The sequence below is a fragment of the Paragemmobacter ruber genome (assembly GCF_009908315.1).
GTDB lineage: Bacteria > Pseudomonadota > Alphaproteobacteria > Rhodobacterales > Rhodobacteraceae > Paragemmobacter > Paragemmobacter ruber.
The window spans coordinates 1,387,143-1,405,243 of the sequence record NZ_JAAATW010000001.1 but is presented as its reverse complement, the minus strand read 5'-3'; the positions used below and the strand labels follow the sequence as shown (position 1 = coordinate 1,405,243).

The window sequence follows — 18,101 nt, the reverse complement described above, 5'->3', positions numbered from 1 at the left end:
TGAGTTCGTTCAATTTTGAAGTCAATGTCAAAATTCGGGCAATTTACGAACGGCAACGATGACTGGACTGCGTGAAAGACAGAAGGCCGACCGCACCCGCCGCATCATCGAGGCGGCCGCGCGGCTGTTCCGCGACCACGGCTATGGCGCCATCCGGATCGAGGATATCGCCCAGGCGGCCGAGGTGTCGGTCGGCACGCTCTACAACTACTTCACCAACAAGGGCGATCTCCTCCTCGCCATCGTGTCGATGGAGGTGGAAGAGGTCCTCGAGGCTGGCAAGGCGATCGTGGCCGATCCGCAAGATGACATCGCCCGCACGCTGGGCGCGCTGCTCGGCATCTATTTCGACCATTCCCTCTACTATCTGTCGAAAGAGATGTGGCGCACCGCCATGGCCATCTCGATCGAAGCGCCGGGAACCCCCTTCTCCGCCCGCTACACCGAACTCGATGGCCAGTTGGCCGCACAGGTCTGCGACCTGATCCACGAATTGCAGCGCCGCGGCTATGCCCGCGCCGATGTGGATGCGCAGGCGGTGGGCCAGCTTCTGTTCAACAACCTCAATCAGATGTTCACCGAATTCGTAAAGGATGAGGCGATGACATTGTCCGCCCTCCATGCCGCGACCGCCCGCCAGAATGCCCCCGTGGCCGAGCTTCTGGCCAAAGGCTAGCCGCTTCATCTTGGCCCAAATACCCAATTCCACCCGCACCACCCCCACCCCGGCCGCCTGAAGGCGTCCTCCCCTCCCCCGCTGGCGGGGGAGGGGCCGGGGAGGGGGGCGTTCGTCCGGAAAAGCCAGGGGCCGGCGTTACAGATCCTTCACCAGCCGCAGCGCATCATATATGGCCGCATGGGTGTTGCGCGCCTCGACCGCATCCCCGATGCGGAACAGCTGGAACCCCGACGGCCCGCCCGTCATCTCCTGCGGGCGCCCCTCGATCAGCGCCTCGTAATCCACCGCGCCAAGGTTCACCGACAGCGGTTTCAGATCGAAATAGATCTGCGCCAAGGGCTGCGTCCCGTGATTCACCACGATCTGGTCGAACGTCCGCTCCTGCCGCAGGTCGCGCCGGTAATCCGACCCGATCACCGCTTTCAGGCGGTTGCCATCCCGCGCCACGGCCAGCAGCCGGTAGGTCACGGTGAAGGTCACCGCCTTGTCCTGCATCGCCCGCATATAAGGAACAAGGTTCATCCCCATCACCTCGGGCGCGAAGGTGCGGTCGGGTGTCATCACCTCCACCACCGCCCCGCTTTCCGCCAGAAGCTGCGCCGCCTGCATCGCCGTATGGTCGCCCGCATCATCATAAAGCAGCACATTCGCCCCCGGCTTCACATCGCCCGACAGGATATCCCACGCGCTGATCACCAGCTCGTTGCCCGCCTCCAGCACCTCGGTCTCGGGCATCCCGCCCGTAGCAACGATCACCACATCCGGCCGCTCGGCCAGCACATCCGCGGCCTCGGCCCATGTGTTGAACCGAAACTCCACATCCCGGGCCGCGCATTGCGCCATGCGCCAGTCGATGATCCCGATCATCTCGGCCCGCCGCTTCGATTGCGCCGTCAGCCGCACCTGCCCGCCAGGCTGATCCGCCGCCTCGAACACCACCACGCGGTGCCCCCGTTCCGCCGCCACCCGCGCGGCTTCCAGCCCCGCCGGCCCCGCGCCCACGACCACCACCTTCCGCGCCCCTGCGGCCCGCGTGATGACATGCGGCATCGTCTCTTCCCGCCCCGTCGCCGGGTTGTGGATGCACAGCGCCATGCCGCCCTGATAGATGCGGTCAAGGCAATAGGTCGCCCCCACGCAGGGGCGGATATCCTCTTCCCGCCCCTCGATCACCTTCCGCACGATATGCGGGTCCGCCATATGCGCCCGCGTCATCCCCACCATGTCCAACTGCCCGGTCGCCACCGCATGCCGCGCGGTCGCCACATCGGGGATGCGCGCCGCGTGGAAGGTGGGTAGCCCCACCTCGGCCCGCACGCGCCCCGCAAAATCCAGATGGGGCGAGGCGCGCATCCCCTGCACCGGGATCACATCCGTCAGCGCGGCATCGGTATGGATCCGCCCCCGGATGATGTTCAGGAAATCTACCAGCCCCGAATCCCGGAACCGCCGCGCCATCTCGATCCCCTCTTCCGGGGGGATGCCGCCCGGCTCATCCTCATCCGCCACATAGCGCACCCCCAGCAGGAACTCCGGCCCCACCCTCTCGCGGCAGGCGGCCAGCACCTCCATCGCAAAGCGCAACCGGTTGTCCAGAGTGCCCGCATAAGGCCCATCCGCCGCCGCGGTCAGCGGGCTGATGAACTGGTCCATCAGATGGCCGTAACATTCGAACTCCACCCCATCCAGACCTGCTGCCTTCATCCGCTCCGCCGCATCGGCATAGTCGCGGATGATCCGCGCGATATCCCAATCCTCGATGATCTTGGGGAAGGCCCGATGCGCCGGTTCCCGCGATTTCCCCGGCGCCACCACCGGCAGCCAGTCGCCCTTGTCCCAGCGCGTCCGCCGCCCCAGATGGCTGATCTGGATCATCACCGCCGCGCCCGCCGCGTGGCAGTCATCGGCCAGCCGCCGCATCCACGGCACCACCTCATCCTTCCAGACCAGCACATTGCCAAAGGCAGGCGGGCTGTCGCGGCTGACGCTGGCCGACCCCGCCGTCATCACCATGGCAACGCCCGCCTTCGCCCGCTCCAGATGATACAGCCGATAGCGATCCTTCGGCATCCCGTCCTCGGTATAGGCGGGCTCATGGCTCGTCGTCATGATCCGGTTGCGCAGGGTCAGATGCTTCAACCGATAGGGCTGCAACAGGGGATCGTTCGACATGGGGCGCGGCCTCCGGGCGTGGCATCAGGGCAGCATCCTGCAAAATGTTCACACCTGTCAAGTTTGCAATCACCTGTGAACATTTCCTTGCGACCGCATCCCCCAGCCGCTACCCTTCCCCCATGACGCAGGACACTCAACCCGAAACCGGATGGCGCGGCTCGCCCGAGGTCTGGCTCGACGCCGCCCTCGCCCTGCTCGTCGAAGGTGGGATCGACGCCGTCCGCATCCAGCCCCTTGCCAAACGGCTGAAGATCGCGCGCACCAGCTTTTACTGGCACTTCACCGACCGCGACACCCTGCTCTCCGCCATGGCCGAGGCTTGGGTCGCCCGCACCACCACCGGCCTTGTCGCCGCCTGCGCCGCCTATGCCGAAAGCCGGGCCGAGGCGATGCTGAACGTCATCTCCTGCTTTCTCGACGACACCGCCTTCGACAGCGGCCTCGAACATGCCGTCCGCGCCTGGGCGTTGCAGGATCCCGCCATCACCGCCCGCCTCCATGCCGAGGATGACACGCGCATCGCCGCCCTCACCGCGCTCTACCACCGTTGGGGCATCACCGGGGTGGACGCCGACACCCGCGCCCGCGCCGTCTATCTCACGCAGATCGGCTACATCTCCATGCAGGTCACCGAATCCCTCGCCACCCGCATGGCCCGTATCCCCTCTTACGTCGAACTCTTCACCGATGCCGCGCCCGGCCCCCGCGAACTCGCGCGCTTCCATGCCCGCCACGGCTTCACCGCCTAGCTGCCGCCTTGCGGCCCGGGCACGGCCCGCCTACCTTCCGCGCGCAAAGACAGGGGAAGGGGCCCGCCATGCTCACCGCCTATCGTGAAGTCGAAGGCCGCCTGATCCGCCTCGCCCCTGAGGCACCGCTTTCCACCGCGGTCTGGATCGACCTCCTCCGCCCCACCGATGACGAAGCCGCCGCCGTCACCGCCCTCGGCCTCGATGTCCCCACCCTTGACGACATGGAGGAAATCGAAATCTCCAACCGCCTCTATCGCGAAGGCGGCACCGATTACCTCACGGTCCAACTGACGGGCCATTCCGAAACACATGGCCCCATCTCCGGCCCCGTCACCTTCATCCTCTCGTCCAGCCGCCTGGTCACCGTCCGCCACCACGACAGCCGCCCCTTCGAAACCTACCCCACCCGCGCCGACAAGGTCGGTCCCGGCTGCACCAATGCCAATGGCATCTTCCTGTCGCTGATCGAAGAAATCGTCGGCCGCCTCGCCGATCTGCTGGAATCCTCGGGCCGCAGTCTCGATCACGTCTCGCGCACCGTCTATGTCCCCGGCAAGCGCGGCCAGAACCAGAAACGGCTCGAAGTCGCGCTGCGCCAGATCGGGCGCGAGGCGGAACTGCTCGGCAATATCCGCCTTGCCCTTCTGACCCTGAACCGCGCGCTGGGCTTTTACACCCAGACCGCCCGCGAACGCATCGGCGACGAAGGGCTTTCCGCATCTGTCGCCAACCTCATGCGCGATATGGACGCGCTCGAGGTGCATACCGATTTCCTGTCGCAACGCGTGGGCCTCGCCTCCGATGCCACGCTTGGCATGATCAACCTGCAACAGAACTCCACCGTCCGCATCGTTTCGGTCGTGGCGGTGCTCTTCTCGCCCCCCACGCTCATCGCCTCGATCTACGGGATGAACTTCGACGTGATGCCGGAACTGCAACAGCCTTGGGGCTATCCCGCCGCGCTCCTGTCCATGCTCGCGGCCTCGCTCATCGCCTATCTCTATTTCCGCTGGAAGAACTGGCTCTAGACGGCCACGCCCCCGCGCCACACGCCGCGCAAGGCCCAGTCCGGCCCCAGATGCACCATATCGGCTCGCGCGCCGGGCCGCAGATGCCCCAGATCGCCCCGCCCGATCACCGCCGCAGGGATTGCCGATGCCATGGCAAGCGCCCGCTGTGCCGCGATCCCCACCGCATCGACCAACACCTGCACCGCCCGCGGCAGGGTCAGATCCGCCCCCGCCAGCGTGCCATCTTCCAGCGTCAATCGACCCTGCGACCGCAGAATCCGCCGCCCGCCTAGATGGAACTCCGTCGCCGTCGTTCCGGCCAGCGCCATGCAGTCCGACACAAGGAAGACGCCCTCCCGCTTTGCCGCCAGCGCCACCTTCATCGTCACTGGGTCCACATGGATGCCATCCGCGATCAGCCCGGCGAAACCATCGCCGGCCAGCACCGCCCCCACCAACCCCGCCTCGCGGTTGCCCAGCTGGCTCATGGCGTTGAACAGATGGGTGGCACAGCGCGCGCCCGCCGCCATCGCCGCCTGCGCCTCTGCCGCGCGGCAATCCGTATGTCCCAGCGACACGATCACCCCCGCCGCCGCCATCGCGGCGATTTGGTCCGCCGTCACGCTTTCGGGCGACACCGTCACCATCAGCGCCGGCAATTCCGCCGCCGCCTCGATGACCAGCGCCAGATCGCGCGCCTCCATCAGCCGGATCAGGCCCGCGTCATGCGCCCCCTTGCGCCGCACATCCAGATGCGGCCCCTCCAGATGCAGGCCCAGAAAGCCCGGCACCTGCGCCTTGGTCGCCGCGATCCCCGCCTCCACCACCCGCGCGGTCGCGGTATAGGTATCGGTGATCAGCGTGGGCAGGCATCCCGTTGCCCCCAACTGCGCCTGAACCGCGCAAATCGTCTCTAACACGGTCAGATCGGTAGCTTCATCCACCGCGAACCCGCCCGCCCCGTTGATCTGCAGGTCCACAAAGCCCGGCGCCAGCACCCCGCCGCCAAGGTCCACCACCCGCCCCTCCGGCGTGCCGATCCCCGCGACCATGCCATCTTCCACGATCAGCGCGCCGTCCCGGAACTGCGCCCCGTCAAAGACCCGCGCCCCGGTGTATGAAGTCCGCGCCATCACACCGTCTCCGTCACCTTGCGAAGATGCGGCGGCGTGTCGGGGTCAAACCCCCGCCGCCGGGCCAGCGCCTCGACAAACCCGTAGAAACCCACCGCCAGCACCAAAGGCGCCACCAGCGGGTGCAGCCCGCCGACCGACGGCAGCATTTCGCAGCCCGCCGCTTCCGCCCCGGTGACAAAGACATCCGCCCCCTGCGCCGCCAGCCTTTCGCAGGTCTGGACCACGCCCGCCTGTGCCGCATCCTCCACCGCCAGCGCCAGAACGGGGAACTGCGCCTGCACGATCGCGCTCGGCCCATGCAGCACTTCCGCCGCCGAATAGGCCTCTGCATGCAGACCGCAGGTTTCCTTAAGCTTCAGCGCCGCTTCGCAGGCAATCGCAAAGGCCGGGCCACGCCCCAGCACATAACCCTGCTGCGCCCGCGCCATCCGCGCGGCAAGGGGCGACCAGTCCAGCGCAAGCGCCGCCTGAAACGCCTCGGGAATCGTCTCTATTGCGGCCCGAAGCGCCGCATCCTCCTGCCATTCCGCCACCAGCGCCAGCGCGGCCAGAACCGATGTCACAAAAGTCTTGGTCGCCGCCACCGACTGCTCCACCCCCGCCCGCAGCGGCAGGCAATGGGCAGACGCCGCCGCCATCGGGCTGTCATCGAAATTCGTGATCGCCACCGACAGCGCACCCCCGACCCCCGCCGCCCGCATCATCTCCACGATGTCCGGGCTGCGGCCCGACTGGGAAATCCCCACGCAAGCCGCCCCATTCAGGCGCAAGGGCCGCCCATAGACCGACGCCACCGATGGCCCGACCGATGCCACCGGCACCCCCGCCAGCAATTCCACCGCATACTTCAGATAGGTCGCCGCATGGTCCGAAGACCCCCGCGCCACCGTCACGATCAGCCCCGGATCGGCGGCCCGCATCGCCGCTGCCGCCGCCATCAGCGCCCCCTGCGATTCCATCAGAAATCGTCTCGAAACCTGCGGAATCTCCTGCACTTCGCGCAGCATATGGCTCGTCATGGATCTTTCCTTTCCGTATCCGGTGCCAGCTTCAGCTCCACCGCAAAATCATAGGCGTCGCCCCGGTAGAGCGACCGCGTGAATTCCACCACCCGCCCATCCGGCAGGTATCCGATCCGTTCGATCCGCAGCCCTGCCGCCCCCGGTGGCACATGCAGCAGTTCCGCATCCCGCGCGCCCAGATTGGCCGCTGAAATGCGCTGCACCGCCCGCACGGGCCGCATCCCCCGCGCCTCCAGCACCGCATAAAGCGACGCCTCTACCCCTTCCGGCTCCGGCAGCACCGCCGCGGAAAGCGAGGCGCGTTCGATCGCCAGCGGCACCCCGTCCGACCGCCGCACCCGTTCCAGCCGCGCCACCCGGTCCCCGGCGCCCAGACCCAGCGCCATCACCTCTTCCGGCGCAGGCGCGTGCAGCCCGCGCGTCAGCCAGACCGATTCCACGTTCTTGCCCCGCCGCGCCATATCTTCGGTAAAGCTTGTCAGCAGGCTCAGCGCCTGCTCCAGCCGCTCCACCCGCTGCGCGACAAAGGTGCCCGATCCCCGCTTCTGCACCAGTTGGCCGGATCCGACCAACCCTTCCACGGCCTTGCGCACAGTCACCCGCGAAAGCCCCGTCATCGCCGCCATGTCCCGCTCGGGCGGCAGGCTGTCGCCGGGCTTCAACCGGCCTGCCGCGATGGCTTCGCCGATCCGCCGCTGCAGTTGCAGGTAAAGCGGCCCGCCTCCCACGTCCTCAAACCCGGCGGACGAGAACAGCTGCTCCATCACGCCACCTCCCGCGCGAGCAGAAGCGCCCCGTGCAGCGCCGTCCCCGCCGGCGCCCGGATCGGGAACCGTCCTGCCATGCGCTGGGCGAAAACAGTCCCTAAACCGCCCAAAAACACGACCGGCAGATCCTGCGCCCCGCGCAGCACTGCCACCGCCTCGGCCACATCCGCCTCGGCCCGGTCCATCACCGCAACGGCGGCCGGATCATCGCTTTCCACCACCCTTGGCGCCAGCGCCGCGAAATCCGCAGGCCGGGCGCGCAGGGAAAAGGCCACCACGCCATCCGGCCCCCCCATTTCGTCCACCAGTCCCGCCAGCAGGGGCGTCATCGCCGTGAACCCGTCCACCGCGCGCAGGGCGGCCGTCAGCATCGCCCGCCCGATCCAGGCCCCGCTCGCCTCATCCCCTAGCACCAGCCCGCGCCCGCCGATCTGCCGGATCGCTCCCGCCCGCTGCACCGCAAAGACCGACCCGGTCCCCAACGCCGCCACGACGCCATCGCCATCGCCCAGCGCACCCTTCACCGCTGTGATCGCATCCGTCACAACCGCCATCCGCGACCATGGCAGAACCGCGCGCAACCGTTCCGGCGCCCCGGCCGCATTGGCCCCGGCCAGCCCCAGCCCCGCCGCGACCACCACGCCGCCGCCCGCTGCTGCCAGCGCCGCCTCTGCCGCTGCCATGATGTTCGCCGCCGCCCCGACAGGATCGGATGCGATATTGGCAGGCCCCACCGCCGCACGGCCACGGATCACGCCCGCAGCATCCGCCACAGCCGCGCGGCACCCCGTGCCGCCCCCGTCAATTCCCAGAAAAAGTTGCATGGCGAATCCTCTTCACCCACAAGATACCAAAACAATACCAAATGGAAAGAACCTTTGCAAAACTGGCAGAGAACCGGGCCATTTCCGCGTGAAATCAGAAGATGCTTTACTAATTGGTATTAGTTTGGCATTATCAGACAAACAGGAAGGGAATCACATGGCAGACCGCCCGACAGAGGCCCGTCATCCGAAATCCGCAGGCATCCACGCCCTGCCGGGCGCGGCGGCGCTGTCCCATCTACTGGATGCGCAGCTGGCCGCGCTGGCCATGGTGCGGCCTGCCATCCCCATGATCGACCAGGCGGCCACCGCCGCCGCCGCCAGCCTGCGCGCAGGCGGAAAACTGGCCTATGCCGGGGCTGGGTCCTCTGGCCTCATGGCACTGGCCGATGCGCTGGAACTGGCGGGCACCTTCGGCATCCCGCCCGACCGCACGCCAACCCTTTTCGCAGGGGGCGCCGCCGCGCTGCTGCACATGACCGGCGCGGTCGAGGATGATCCCGCTCTGGCCGGGGCCGATTTCCAACGCGCTGGCCTGTCGCGGGGCGACACGATGCTTTGCCTCTCTGCCTCTGGCGGCACGCCCTACACCTGCGCCCTTGCCAAAATGGCGCGCGATGCCGGGCTGACGGTGGTCGGTCTTGCCAATGTCGCAGGGTCGATCCTGCTTCAACAGAGCCACATTTCCATCCTTCTCGACACCGGGCCCGAAGTCGTGAACGGCTCCACCCGCATGGGGGCGGCGACGGCGCAGAAGGTGGCGCTGAACATGCTGTCGGTGCGCGTGGGGATTCTGCTTGGCCATGTCCATGATGGCTATATGGTCAACGTCGTGGCGGATAACGCCAAGCTTGCCCAGCGCGCGGCGCGTATCGTGGCGGGGATCGCCCGTTGCGACATGGCCGCCGCGCAGGCCGCGCTGGCCCAGACGGGCGGCGCGGTAAAACCGGCGATCCTGATCGCCGCCGGGGCCACGGCCGCACAGGCCGCGGCCCACCTGAAGAACAGCGACGGGGCCATCGGCCCGGCTCTCGCCGCTTGCACAACACAAGGCCACCAACAGGGAGTATCTCAATGACCAGAACATTCCGCTTCGCGCTTCTCGCCTCCACGCTTCTGGGCGGGGCGGCCTCGGCGCAGGATGTGACGCTGACGATCGAAAGCTGGCGCAACGATGACCTGACCATCTGGCAGGACACGCTGATCCCCGCGTTCGAGGCGCAGAACCCCGGCATCAAGGTCGTCTTCGCGCCCACCGCGCCCGCCGAATACAACGCCGCGCTCAACTCCAAGCTCGCCGCAGGCAGCGCCGGTGACTTGATCACCTGCCGCCCCTTCGATGCTTCGCTGGAACTGTACAATCAGGGCCACCTGACAGATCTCTCGGGTCTGGCCGCGATGGCCAACTTCTCGCCCGTCGCGAAATCCGCCTGGCAGACGGATGACGGCAGCGCCACCTTCTGCGTGCCCATGGCCTCGGTCATCCACGGCTTCATCTACAACGCCGATGCCTTCGCCGAACTGGGCCTGTCGGTTCCCACCACGCGCGACGAATTCTTCGCCGTGCTCGACGCGATCAAGGCCGACGGCACCTACATCCCCATGGCGATGGGCACCAACGACCAGTGGGAAGCCGCCACGATGGGGTACAACAACATCGGCCCGAACTACTGGAAGGGCGAAGAAGGCCGCCTCGCCCTGATCGCGGGCGAACAGAGCCTGACCGATCCGCAATGGGTTGCCCCGTTCGAAGAGCTGGCCCGCTGGAAGGACTATCTGGGTGACGGGTTCGAGGCCCAGACCTACCCCGACAGCCAGAACCTCTTCACCCTTGGCCGTGCCGCCATCTACCCGGCCGGTTCGTGGGAAATCTCGGGCTTCAACGCGCAGGCGGGCTTCAAGATGGGCGCCTTCCCGCCCCCGGTCGCCGCGGCAGGCGATACCTGCTACATCTCGGATCACACCGACATCGCCATCGGCCTGAACGCCAAGTCGCCCAATGCCGAGGCCGCGACCAAGTTCCTGGAATGGGTGGGCAGCGCCGAATTTGCCACGCTCTATGCCAACGCCCTGCCGGGCTTCTTCAGCCTGAACTCCACCCCGGTGGAAATGCAGGACCCGCTGGCGCAGGAATTCGTGTCGTGGCGCGGCAAGTGCCAACCGACGATCCGCTCCACCTATCAGATCCTGTCGCGCGGCACGCCGAACCTTGAGAACGAGACGTGGAACGCCTCGGCCAACGTGATCCGCGGCAGCGAAACCCCGGCAGACGCGGCCAAGCGCCTGCAGGACGGGCTGGCCAGCTGGTACGCCCCGCAGCAGTAAACCCGCAGCGCCGGGGGGCCGCATCGGCCCCCCGGACCCCCCCCATCCCTCACCCTCAGGCCGCATCGCGGATCGGGGAGGCTGGCATGGGTATTTTTCGCCAAGATGAAGGAGGCAGGCCGATGGCTTCACGCAAGCCTTTCCGCTGGCATATCGGCGTATTCCTTGCGCCCGCCGTGCTGGTCTATACCGCCATCATGATCATCCCGCTTTTCGGGACGCTCAACCTGTCGCTTTACAATCTGGAAGGGCAGAACCGCATCTTCGTGGGGCTGGCGAATTTCGCCACGCTTTTCGGCGATCCGCGTTGGTCGGATGCCTTCTGGAACGCGCTGTGGAACAATTGCTGGTTCTTCCTTGTCCACATGGCCATCCAGAACCCCATCGGCATCCTGCTGGCGGCGCTGCTCTCCTCCCCCCGCCTGCGCATGGCGGCCTTCTACCGCACCGCGATCTTCATCCCCACCATCCTGTCCTTCGTGATCGTGGGCTTCGTGTGGAAGCTGATCCTGTCGCCCATCTGGGGCATCGCGCCCGGGATGCTGGATGCGGTCGGGCTCAAATCCCTGTTCGCGCCCTGGCTGGGGCGCGAGGAATATGCGCTAACCACCCTCGCCCTCATCTCCGTCTGGCAGTTCGTCGGCATCCCCATGATGCTGATCTACGCCGCGCTGCTGTCGATCCCCGATGACGTGATCGAGGCGGCGGAAATGGACGGGCTCACCGGCCTGAGCCAGTTCTGGAAGATCAAGCTGCCCCTGATCCTGCCGTCGATCGGGATCATCTCTATCCTCACCTTTGTCGGCAATTTCAACGCCTTCGACCTGATCTATGTCTCGCAGGGGGCGCTGGCCGGGCCGGATTTCAGCACGGATATCCTTGGCACCTTCCTCTACCGCACCTTCTTTGGCTTCCAGCTTCAACTGGGCGACCCGCATATGGGCGCGACCATCGCCACCGCCATGTTCGCGATCATCCTTGTCGGGGTCTGCCTTTACCTCTTCGGCATCCAGACGCGGCTGCGCCGCTATCAATTCTAGGGGGCGATCATGGCCAAGACCCGCAGCCACGCCGGACGCAGCATCGCCGCCCATGCGATCCTGATCACCTATACGCTGATCGCGCTTTTCCCGGTCTTCGTGATCGTCATCAACAGCTTCAAATCCCGCCGGGCCATCTTTGCCGAACCGCTGATGCCGCCCCTGCCCGGCAACTGGGATCTGGTGGGCTATCAGACGGTGCTGAAGCAGGGGGATTTCTTCCTGTATTTCCAGAATTCCATGATCGTCACGGTCGCGAGCCTGTTCTTCGTGCTGCTCTTTGGCGCGATGGCGGCCTTTGCCCTGTCGGAATACCGCTTCCGCGGCAACCTGCTGATGGGCCTTTACCTCGCGCTGGGCATCATGATCCCCATCCGCCTCGGAACCGTGGCGATCCTCGAAATGATGGTTTCGGCCGGTCTGGTGAATACCCTGACCGCCCTCATCCTCGTCTACACCGCCCAAGGGCTGCCGCTTGCCGTCTTCATCCTGTCGGAGTTCATGCGGTCGGTGTCGGATGACCTGAAGAATGCAGGCCGCATCGACGGCCTGTCGGAATACCGCATCTTCTTCACCCTCGTCCTGCCGCTGGTCCGCCCCGCCATGGCAACCGTCGCCGTCTTCACCATGATCCCGATCTGGAACGACCTCTGGTTCCCCCTGATCCTTGCGCCAAGCGAGGGAACGAAGACCATCACCCTTGGGTCACAGGTCTTCATCGGCCAGTTTGTCACCAACTGGAACGCCGTCCTCGCCGCCCTCTCCCTCGCCATCGTCCCGGTGCTGGTGCTGTACCTCATCTTCTCGCGCCAGCTGATCCGCGGCATCACCGCCGGAGCCGTCAAATGACCCCCATCCGCACGCTTGTCGCAGGCCTTGGCACCATGGGCCGCAGCCACGCGCTGGCCTATCACCGCAATCCGGCCTTCGATCTGGTCGGTCTGGTGAACCGGTCCACGCCAAAGCTCGATCCGTCGATGGACGGCTACACCATCGAACCGGATTACAAACAGGCTCTAACAAGGCTGAAACCCGATCTCGTCAACATCTCCACCTATTCCGACAGCCATGCCGATTACGCCTGCATGGCGATGGAACAGGGGGCGCATGTCTTCGTCGAAAAGCCGCTGGCGACCACCGTCGCTGATGCCCGCCGCGTGGTCGATTGCGCCCGGGCCAACAAGCGCAAGCTCGTCGTGGGCTACATCCTGCGCCACCACCCGTCATGGATGCGCTTGATTTCCGAGGCGCGCGCCCTGGGCGGGCCTTACGTCTTTCGCCTGAACCTGAACCAGCAATCCTCAGGTCCCACATGGGAGGTGCACAAGACCCTGATGCAGACCACATCGCCCATCGTCGATTGCGGCGTCCATTATGTCGATGTCATGTGCCAGATCACCGATGCCAAACCGGTCGAGGTGCGGGGGATGGGCCTGCGCCTGTCGAACGAAATCGCGCCCGACATGTACAATTACGGCCATTTCCAGGTGCTGTTCGCCGATGGGTCGGTGGGCTGGTATGAGGCAGGCTGGGGCCCCATGATGTCGGATACCGCCTTCTTCGTGAAGGATGTGGTCAGCCCGAACGGCGCCGTCTCCATCCGCATGCCGGAAAGCGCGCGGTCGGATGACCATGACACCCACACCAAAACCGCCACCATCCGCGTCCACCGCGTGGGCCAGCCGGATGAGGATCTATCCATGGCTGACGAACCCGGCCATCAGGACCTCTGCGAACGCGAACAGGCCTATATGGCCCGCGCCATCACCGAAGACCTCGATCTCACCCGCCACATGGAAGACGCGGTCCAATCCCTCGCCATCTGCCTTGCCGCCGACGAAAGCGTTCGGTCCGGCCAGCCCGTCAAACTGTAAAGGGGTTATCCATGGGTGCGCTGACGCTGTCCAAAGTCACCAAATCCTTCGGCAAGACCGAGGTCATCAAAGGCGTGGATCTCCACGTTGGCGAAGGCGAATTCTGCGTCTTCGTCGGCCCCTCCGGCTGTGGGAAATCCACCCTTTTGCGCATGATCGCGGGGCTGGAGGATGTCACCTCCGGCACTGTGACGCTGGATTCCCGCGAGATCACGGATGAAGCCCCGGCAAAGCGCGAGATTGCCATGGTCTTTCAGACCTACGCGCTCTACCCCCACCTGACGGTGCGCGACAACATGAGCCTTGCCCTGAAACAGGCTGGCGAGCCAAAGGCAAAGATCGACCAGGCCACCGCCCGCGCTGCCGCCATGCTGGCGCTGGAACCTTACCTCGACCGCCGGCCCGCCGAACTGTCGGGCGGTCAGCGCCAGCGCGTCGCCATCGGCCGCGCCATCGTGCGCACGCCAAAGCTCTTCCTCTTCGACGAACCGCTGTCGAACCTCGACGCCGCGCTGCGCGTGCAGACCCGCATCGAAATCGCCCGCCTGCACCGCGAACTCGGCGCGACGATGGTCTATGTCACCCATGACCAGGTCGAGGCGATGACGCTGGCCGACAAGATCGTCGTCCTGCGCGCCGGGATCGTGGAACAGGTGGGATCGCCGATGGAACTGTACAACAACCCCGCCAACACCTTTGTTGCGGGCTTCATCGGCAGCCCGCAGATGAACTTCCTGAAATCTGCCGCCCTCGGCCAGCGCGGCGAAACCACGGGCATCCGTCCCGAACACCTTACCCTGTCGCGCGAGGCAGGCACCATCCCCGGCACCGTCAGCCATGTCGAAAAACTGGGCGGCGAAACGCTGGTCTATGTCCGCACCGAACCCCACGGCCTGCTGACGGTGCGGCTTTTCGGCGAACACAACTATACGGTGGATGAACCCGTCCACCTGACCGCCGACGCCACCCGCGCCTTCCACTTCGATGCCGCAGGCCAGCGCCTGCGGTGATCCCCGTCCCGTCGCGGCCCATCCCGTCGCAGACTGAGTCATTTTCGCCATAGCCAACCCGCAGGCCGCAACCTTCCCGGGAACATGTTCGAAAAGTGCTGGAAATGTGGCCGGTTTAAGGCTATGCGTTTTTGCAAGGCCCACAAATAGGGCCAATCAAGAGCGGTGCGCCGGCACATTTTCCGGCGGTTGAGGCGGAGAAGATGTAATGAGTTCGGCGATTGATTTCGCCGTCCGCACGGCTGCGGGCGGCACGACCTACGGCCATGTGGCAGGCGCAGGCGAAAGCAGCTTCATTCAGTCAGGCCTGGGCGACAGCCTGTCGCTGAACCTCACGCCGCAAAGCGTGATCGGCTATACCCGGCAGGGCAACGACCTGCTGATCGAACTGTCCGACGGGCGCACCATCACCGTGGCCGACTGGTTCGACGCCCCCGCCGATAACCCCAACCGCCTCTACCTCTCCAGCGATGGCATGGTGACCGAGGTGCAGCTCTCCGATGCCGGAAACGGCGTGCTGGCAGCGAACTTCTCGCTCGCCGCCGGGGCCGAGAAGTGGAGCCCGCTCGACGATCTGCGCTTCGACGATGGCGATCCCGTCGTCACCCTCGCCGGCACGGGCGAAGAAGATCCCGCCGGCATGGGCATCTTCGCCCCCGCCCTGCTGGGCTGGGGCGGCGCCGGTCTGGCCGGGGCCGCGATCGTGGGCGGCGGGGTCATCATCGGTGGCGGTGGTGGTGGTGGTGGTGGCGGTGGTGGCGGCGGCGGCCCCACCTATACCCGCAGCATTGATGGCAATGGCACCACCACCACCATCACCACGAACACAGACACGCCCGCGATCACCGTCACCGGCACCGGCCAGCCGGGCGACAGCGTCGCCGTCACCATCGGCACCCAGACCCAGACCGTCACGGTTGCCGCCGATGGCACATGGACGGCGGGCTTCTCTGGCCCCACCCTGCCCGCCGACGGCACCCACACCGCCACCGCCGTCTTCACCGGCAACGGGACCACCGCCACGCTGACAGGCGGCGCCTTCGTCATCGACATGACGCCACCCCCCGTGGCCGCCACCGATGGCGTGCAATCCTCGGGCGATGTCGAAAACCTTGCTGAATACGCCGATGGCGTCACGATCGGCGGCACCACCGAACCGGGCGCCACGGTCAATGTCACGCTTGGCACCCCCGGCACGCCCGACGCCATCACCCGCCCTGCCACGGTCGATGCCGATGGCACATGAACCCTCACCCTCACCCCGCAGGAAATCGCGGGCGGCGAGCGTAGCCAGACCGTCACCATTGTCGCGACCGACCCGCTCGGCAACACGCGCAGCATCACCGAAACCATCGTCCTCGATACCATCGCCCCGCCGCTCGCGGTCAATGCCATCGCGGGCGACAACCTCATCAACCGAACGGAAAGCCAGTCCGCCCTCACCATCGGCGGCACGGCGACCGCCAACACCACCGTCACGCTGGCCATCGAAGGCATCGCCGGAACCGTGACTGTGACGGCGGATGCCAACGGCAACTGGTCCCACAGCCTGCCCGCAGGCACCTTCCCGCCGGGCACCTATACCCGCACGGTCACCGCCACCACGATGGACGCGGCGGAAAACCCCACCACCGTCACCCGCACGATCAACATCGACACGGAAATGTCGGTCGCCATCAACCCCGCCCCCTTCGCCACCGACAACGTGGTGAACCTGGCCGAGGCGGGCGGCACCCTCACGCTCAGCGGCACCGCCGCCGCCGATGCCACGCGGGTCGAGGTGCAGTGGAACGGCCAACCCATCCCCGCCACGCTGAACGGCGATGGCACATGGTCCATCCAGTTCCCCGCAGGCGCGGCGGGCAGCATCACCCGCGACAGCACGATCACCGTCACGGCATGGGATGCGGCAGGCAACAGCGAAACCGCTACGCGCCCCATCCGCATCGACCTTGAAACCGCGATCACGGTAGAGCCGCAGCCCGTGGGGGCCGACGGCATCTTGTCGGGTGCCGAACGTAGCGCGGGCTTCACCCTCGACGGCACGGCGGAACCTGGCGCCGCCGTCTATCTGGCGCTCAACGGCACGGCCCATGGCCCCATCACCGCCGATGCGAACGGGCTGTGGTCCTACACCTTCACCCCCGCCGCGCTTGCGGGCCTGACCGATGCGCAGGGCGGCACGCTTACCGCCTATTCCATCGACACCGCCGGAAACCGCAGCGCGACCGAAACCCGCAGCTTCACCGTCGATACCACCGTCGGCAGCTTCACCTTCGCCGCCCCCGATCTGTCCGGCACAGTCAATGACGGCCCGCGCGACCCGTCTGTCCTGAACGCGGTGGAACGCAACGCGGGTATCATCGCCCAAGGCACCGTGGAACCCGGCGCCACCGTCCGCATCACCGTGGCCGAAACCGGCTGGACGACCACGATCCCCGCTGATCAGACGGCAGGCGGCACATGGCGCGTCACCCTGCCGGCCGACGCCCTGCCGCAGGGCGCCGCCGCCAGCGCCACGATCACCGCCACCGCGACCGATGCGCTGGGCAACACCGCCCCCCCGCAAAGCCAGACCATCGCAATCGACACGGTCGTTGCCGATTTCAACGCCTCCAGCATCCGCCTCGGCACCGGCACGGACAACATCCTGAACGCCACCGAACATGGCGCAGGCCTCCCCGTCTCGGGTCAGGGCGAAGCCGGGTCCACCGTCACCGTCACCATGAACGGCCACACCCGCACCGCGCTGGTGGGCGACACCGGGCAATGGTCGTTGACCTTTACCCCCGATCAGGTGCCCACCGGCGAACGCAGCAACATCCCCGTCTCGGTCACTGCCACCGATACGGCAGGCAACACCAGCGGCCCCTTCACCGTGACTTATGGGGTGGATACCGTCGCCCCCGGCACGCCCACCGTGATCGAAACGCAGGATGTGGCGGGCGCGATGCGCGGCCTGACCACCGCGGCCAGCGATGACAGCTACAGCTTCCACCGCGTCGATGCGACCGGCCCCGCCATCGCCCTGACGGCGACCGAAACCCATGATCCGGTCTGGAACGAGGATCTCTTCCGCTTCCAGAACGGCCAGACGGTCCCCGATGGCAGCTACCTTGTCATCAACACCCGCGACGCGGCCGGGAACGAGGCGAACACCCTCTTCATCAAGAACACCGCCACCGGCGTGTCGGTCGATCTTAACCGCGACGGGCTCGATGCCTTCGACCTTACGGCGATCGACCTCACCCGCGCGCCCGATGCCCGCCTCTCGATCACCGAAGACCAGCTCCGCGCCCTCACCGGCCCGGACCAGACGCTGGTGATCAAGGGCGAAGCGACGGATCAGGTCACCCTCGCCAATGTGACGGGCGTGCAGCAGAACGTCACCGTCAACGGCGCGGTCTACGACATCTACACCCTCGGCTCTTCGGGCGCGCAGGTGCTGCTCGAGGATGATCTGACGCGAACGGTGATCTGAAGGCAG

The 18,101-nt window shown here is 66.4% G+C and carries 16 protein-coding genes; 11 read left to right on the top strand and 5 right to left on the bottom strand.

The genetic code is table 11. The features are described 5' to 3' along the window. Positions 1–58 precede the first annotated feature (58 nt). Complete coding sequence (locus GU920_RS06870) at positions 59–676, top strand: TetR/AcrR family transcriptional regulator (protein WP_161766175.1); 618 nt, start codon at positions 59–61, stop codon at positions 674–676. A gap of 138 nt (positions 677–814) precedes the next feature. Here the strand turns inward: GU920_RS06870 and GU920_RS06865 are convergent, their stop codons facing one another. Beyond that, on the bottom strand, positions 815–2,851 hold the full coding sequence (locus GU920_RS06865; protein WP_161766174.1) for an NADH:flavin oxidoreductase: 2,037 nt from the start codon (positions 2,849–2,851) through the stop codon (positions 815–817). A gap of 122 nt (positions 2,852–2,973) precedes the next feature. Here GU920_RS06865 and GU920_RS06860 point away from each other — a divergent pair, with 122 nt between their 5' ends. After that, entirely contained in the window at positions 2,974–3,603 is a 630-nt protein-coding gene (locus GU920_RS06860) for a TetR/AcrR family transcriptional regulator (protein WP_161766173.1), read from the top strand. A gap of 68 nt (positions 3,604–3,671) precedes the next feature. Beyond that, complete coding sequence (locus GU920_RS06855) at positions 3,672–4,634, top strand: magnesium transporter CorA family protein (protein WP_161766172.1); 963 nt, start codon at positions 3,672–3,674, stop codon at positions 4,632–4,634. Here GU920_RS06855 and nagA read toward each other — a convergent pair. From nagA to GU920_RS06835, 4 genes are read right to left on the bottom strand one after another with little or no spacing between them, the layout of a single operon-like run. After that, positions 4,631–5,749, bottom strand: coding sequence for an N-acetylglucosamine-6-phosphate deacetylase (gene nagA, locus GU920_RS06850; protein ID WP_161766171.1), 1,119 nt, complete (start codon positions 5,747–5,749; stop codon positions 4,631–4,633). The two genes, GU920_RS06855 and nagA, sit on opposite strands and share 4 nt — an antisense overlap. Beyond that, the gene (locus GU920_RS06845) at positions 5,749–6,771 is read right to left on the bottom strand and encodes an SIS domain-containing protein (protein WP_161766170.1); all 1,023 of its coding nucleotides are present in this window, start codon (positions 6,769–6,771) and stop codon (positions 5,749–5,751) included. The genes nagA and GU920_RS06845 overlap by 1 nt, the downstream gene beginning before the upstream one ends. Beyond that, the gene (locus GU920_RS06840) at positions 6,768–7,538 is read right to left on the bottom strand and encodes a GntR family transcriptional regulator (RefSeq protein ID WP_161766169.1); all 771 of its coding nucleotides are present in this window, start codon (positions 7,536–7,538) and stop codon (positions 6,768–6,770) included. The genes GU920_RS06845 and GU920_RS06840 overlap by 4 nt, the downstream gene beginning before the upstream one ends. Further along, positions 7,538–8,365 carry a BadF/BadG/BcrA/BcrD ATPase family protein gene (locus tag GU920_RS06835; protein ID WP_161766168.1) on the bottom strand — a complete coding sequence of 276 codons (828 nt, stop codon included), beginning with the start codon at positions 8,363–8,365 and terminating at the stop codon, positions 7,538–7,540. Before GU920_RS06835 ends, GU920_RS06840 begins: the two co-directional genes overlap by 1 nt. A 157-nt stretch (positions 8,366–8,522) precedes the next feature. On the opposite strand from GU920_RS06835, the gene GU920_RS06830 reads away from it, so the two are divergent. The 8 genes from GU920_RS06830 to GU920_RS06795 all read left to right on the top strand — a co-directional run bounded on the left by GU920_RS06830 (position 8,523) and on the right by GU920_RS06795 (position 18,095). Further along, a complete protein-coding gene (locus GU920_RS06830) occupies positions 8,523–9,443 on the top strand; it encodes an N-acetylmuramic acid 6-phosphate etherase (RefSeq protein ID WP_161766167.1) in 921 nt (306 codons plus the stop codon). Beyond that, the gene (locus GU920_RS06825; protein ID WP_161766166.1) at positions 9,440–10,690 is read left to right on the top strand and encodes an ABC transporter substrate-binding protein; all 1,251 of its coding nucleotides are present in this window, start codon (positions 9,440–9,442) and stop codon (positions 10,688–10,690) included. Before GU920_RS06830 ends, GU920_RS06825 begins: the two co-directional genes overlap by 4 nt. 122 nt (positions 10,691–10,812) lie before the next feature. Continuing rightward, on the top strand, positions 10,813–11,730 hold the full coding sequence (locus GU920_RS06820) for a carbohydrate ABC transporter permease (RefSeq protein ID WP_161766165.1): 918 nt from the start codon (positions 10,813–10,815) through the stop codon (positions 11,728–11,730). A gap of 9 nt (positions 11,731–11,739) precedes the next feature. Further along, positions 11,740–12,579 (top strand): carbohydrate ABC transporter permease, encoded by an 840-nt coding sequence (locus tag GU920_RS06815; protein WP_161766164.1) that lies wholly within the window; start codon positions 11,740–11,742, stop codon positions 12,577–12,579. After that, positions 12,576–13,604: a Gfo/Idh/MocA family protein gene (locus tag GU920_RS06810; protein ID WP_161766163.1), complete on the top strand. Its 1,029-nt coding sequence runs from the start codon at positions 12,576–12,578 to the stop codon at positions 13,602–13,604. The genes GU920_RS06815 and GU920_RS06810 overlap by 4 nt, the downstream gene beginning before the upstream one ends. Positions 13,605–13,615: 11 nt before the next feature. Further along, positions 13,616–14,614 carry an ABC transporter ATP-binding protein gene (locus GU920_RS06805; RefSeq protein ID WP_161766162.1) on the top strand — a complete coding sequence of 333 codons (999 nt, stop codon included), beginning with the start codon at positions 13,616–13,618 and terminating at the stop codon, positions 14,612–14,614. A 208-nt stretch (positions 14,615–14,822) separates the two neighbouring features. After that, a complete protein-coding gene (locus tag GU920_RS06800) occupies positions 14,823–15,860 on the top strand; it encodes a BapA/Bap/LapF family prefix-like domain-containing protein (protein WP_161766161.1) in 1,038 nt (345 codons plus the stop codon). A gap of 24 nt (positions 15,861–15,884) precedes the next feature. Continuing rightward, complete coding sequence (locus GU920_RS06795; protein ID WP_328799245.1) at positions 15,885–18,095, top strand: Ig-like domain-containing protein; 2,211 nt, start codon at positions 15,885–15,887, stop codon at positions 18,093–18,095. Positions 18,096–18,101 lie beyond the last annotated feature (6 nt).

What these genes read in the sequence shown, in the direction of transcription:
- GU920_RS06825 (WP_161766166.1), top strand. Translation starts at nt 9,440, where the DNA reads ATGACCAGAACATTCCGCTTCGCGCTTCTCGCCTCCACGCTTCTGGGC.
- nagA (WP_161766171.1), bottom strand. Translation starts at nt 5,749, where the DNA reads ATGGCGCGGACTTCATACACCGGGGCGCGGGTCTTTGACGGGGCGCAG.
- GU920_RS06810 (WP_161766163.1), top strand. Translation starts at nt 12,576, where the DNA reads ATGACCCCCATCCGCACGCTTGTCGCAGGCCTTGGCACCATGGGCCGC.
- GU920_RS06835 (WP_161766168.1), bottom strand. Translation starts at nt 8,365, where the DNA reads ATGCAACTTTTTCTGGGAATTGACGGGGGCGGCACGGGGTGCCGCGCG.
- GU920_RS06860 (WP_161766173.1), top strand. Translation starts at nt 2,974, where the DNA reads ATGACGCAGGACACTCAACCCGAAACCGGATGGCGCGGCTCGCCCGAG.
- GU920_RS06845 (WP_161766170.1), bottom strand. Translation starts at nt 6,771, where the DNA reads ATGACGAGCCATATGCTGCGCGAAGTGCAGGAGATTCCGCAGGTTTCG.
- GU920_RS06830 (WP_161766167.1), top strand. Translation starts at nt 8,523, where the DNA reads ATGGCAGACCGCCCGACAGAGGCCCGTCATCCGAAATCCGCAGGCATC.
- GU920_RS06840 (WP_161766169.1), bottom strand. Translation starts at nt 7,538, where the DNA reads ATGGAGCAGCTGTTCTCGTCCGCCGGGTTTGAGGACGTGGGAGGCGGG.
- GU920_RS06820 (WP_161766165.1), top strand. Translation starts at nt 10,813, where the DNA reads ATGGCTTCACGCAAGCCTTTCCGCTGGCATATCGGCGTATTCCTTGCG.
- GU920_RS06855 (WP_161766172.1), top strand. Translation starts at nt 3,672, where the DNA reads ATGCTCACCGCCTATCGTGAAGTCGAAGGCCGCCTGATCCGCCTCGCC.
- GU920_RS06800 (WP_161766161.1), top strand. Translation starts at nt 14,823, where the DNA reads ATGAGTTCGGCGATTGATTTCGCCGTCCGCACGGCTGCGGGCGGCACG.
- GU920_RS06870 (WP_161766175.1), top strand. Translation starts at nt 59, where the DNA reads ATGACTGGACTGCGTGAAAGACAGAAGGCCGACCGCACCCGCCGCATC.
- GU920_RS06815 (WP_161766164.1), top strand. Translation starts at nt 11,740, where the DNA reads ATGGCCAAGACCCGCAGCCACGCCGGACGCAGCATCGCCGCCCATGCG.
- GU920_RS06865 (WP_161766174.1), bottom strand. Translation starts at nt 2,851, where the DNA reads ATGTCGAACGATCCCCTGTTGCAGCCCTATCGGTTGAAGCATCTGACC.
- GU920_RS06805 (WP_161766162.1), top strand. Translation starts at nt 13,616, where the DNA reads ATGGGTGCGCTGACGCTGTCCAAAGTCACCAAATCCTTCGGCAAGACC.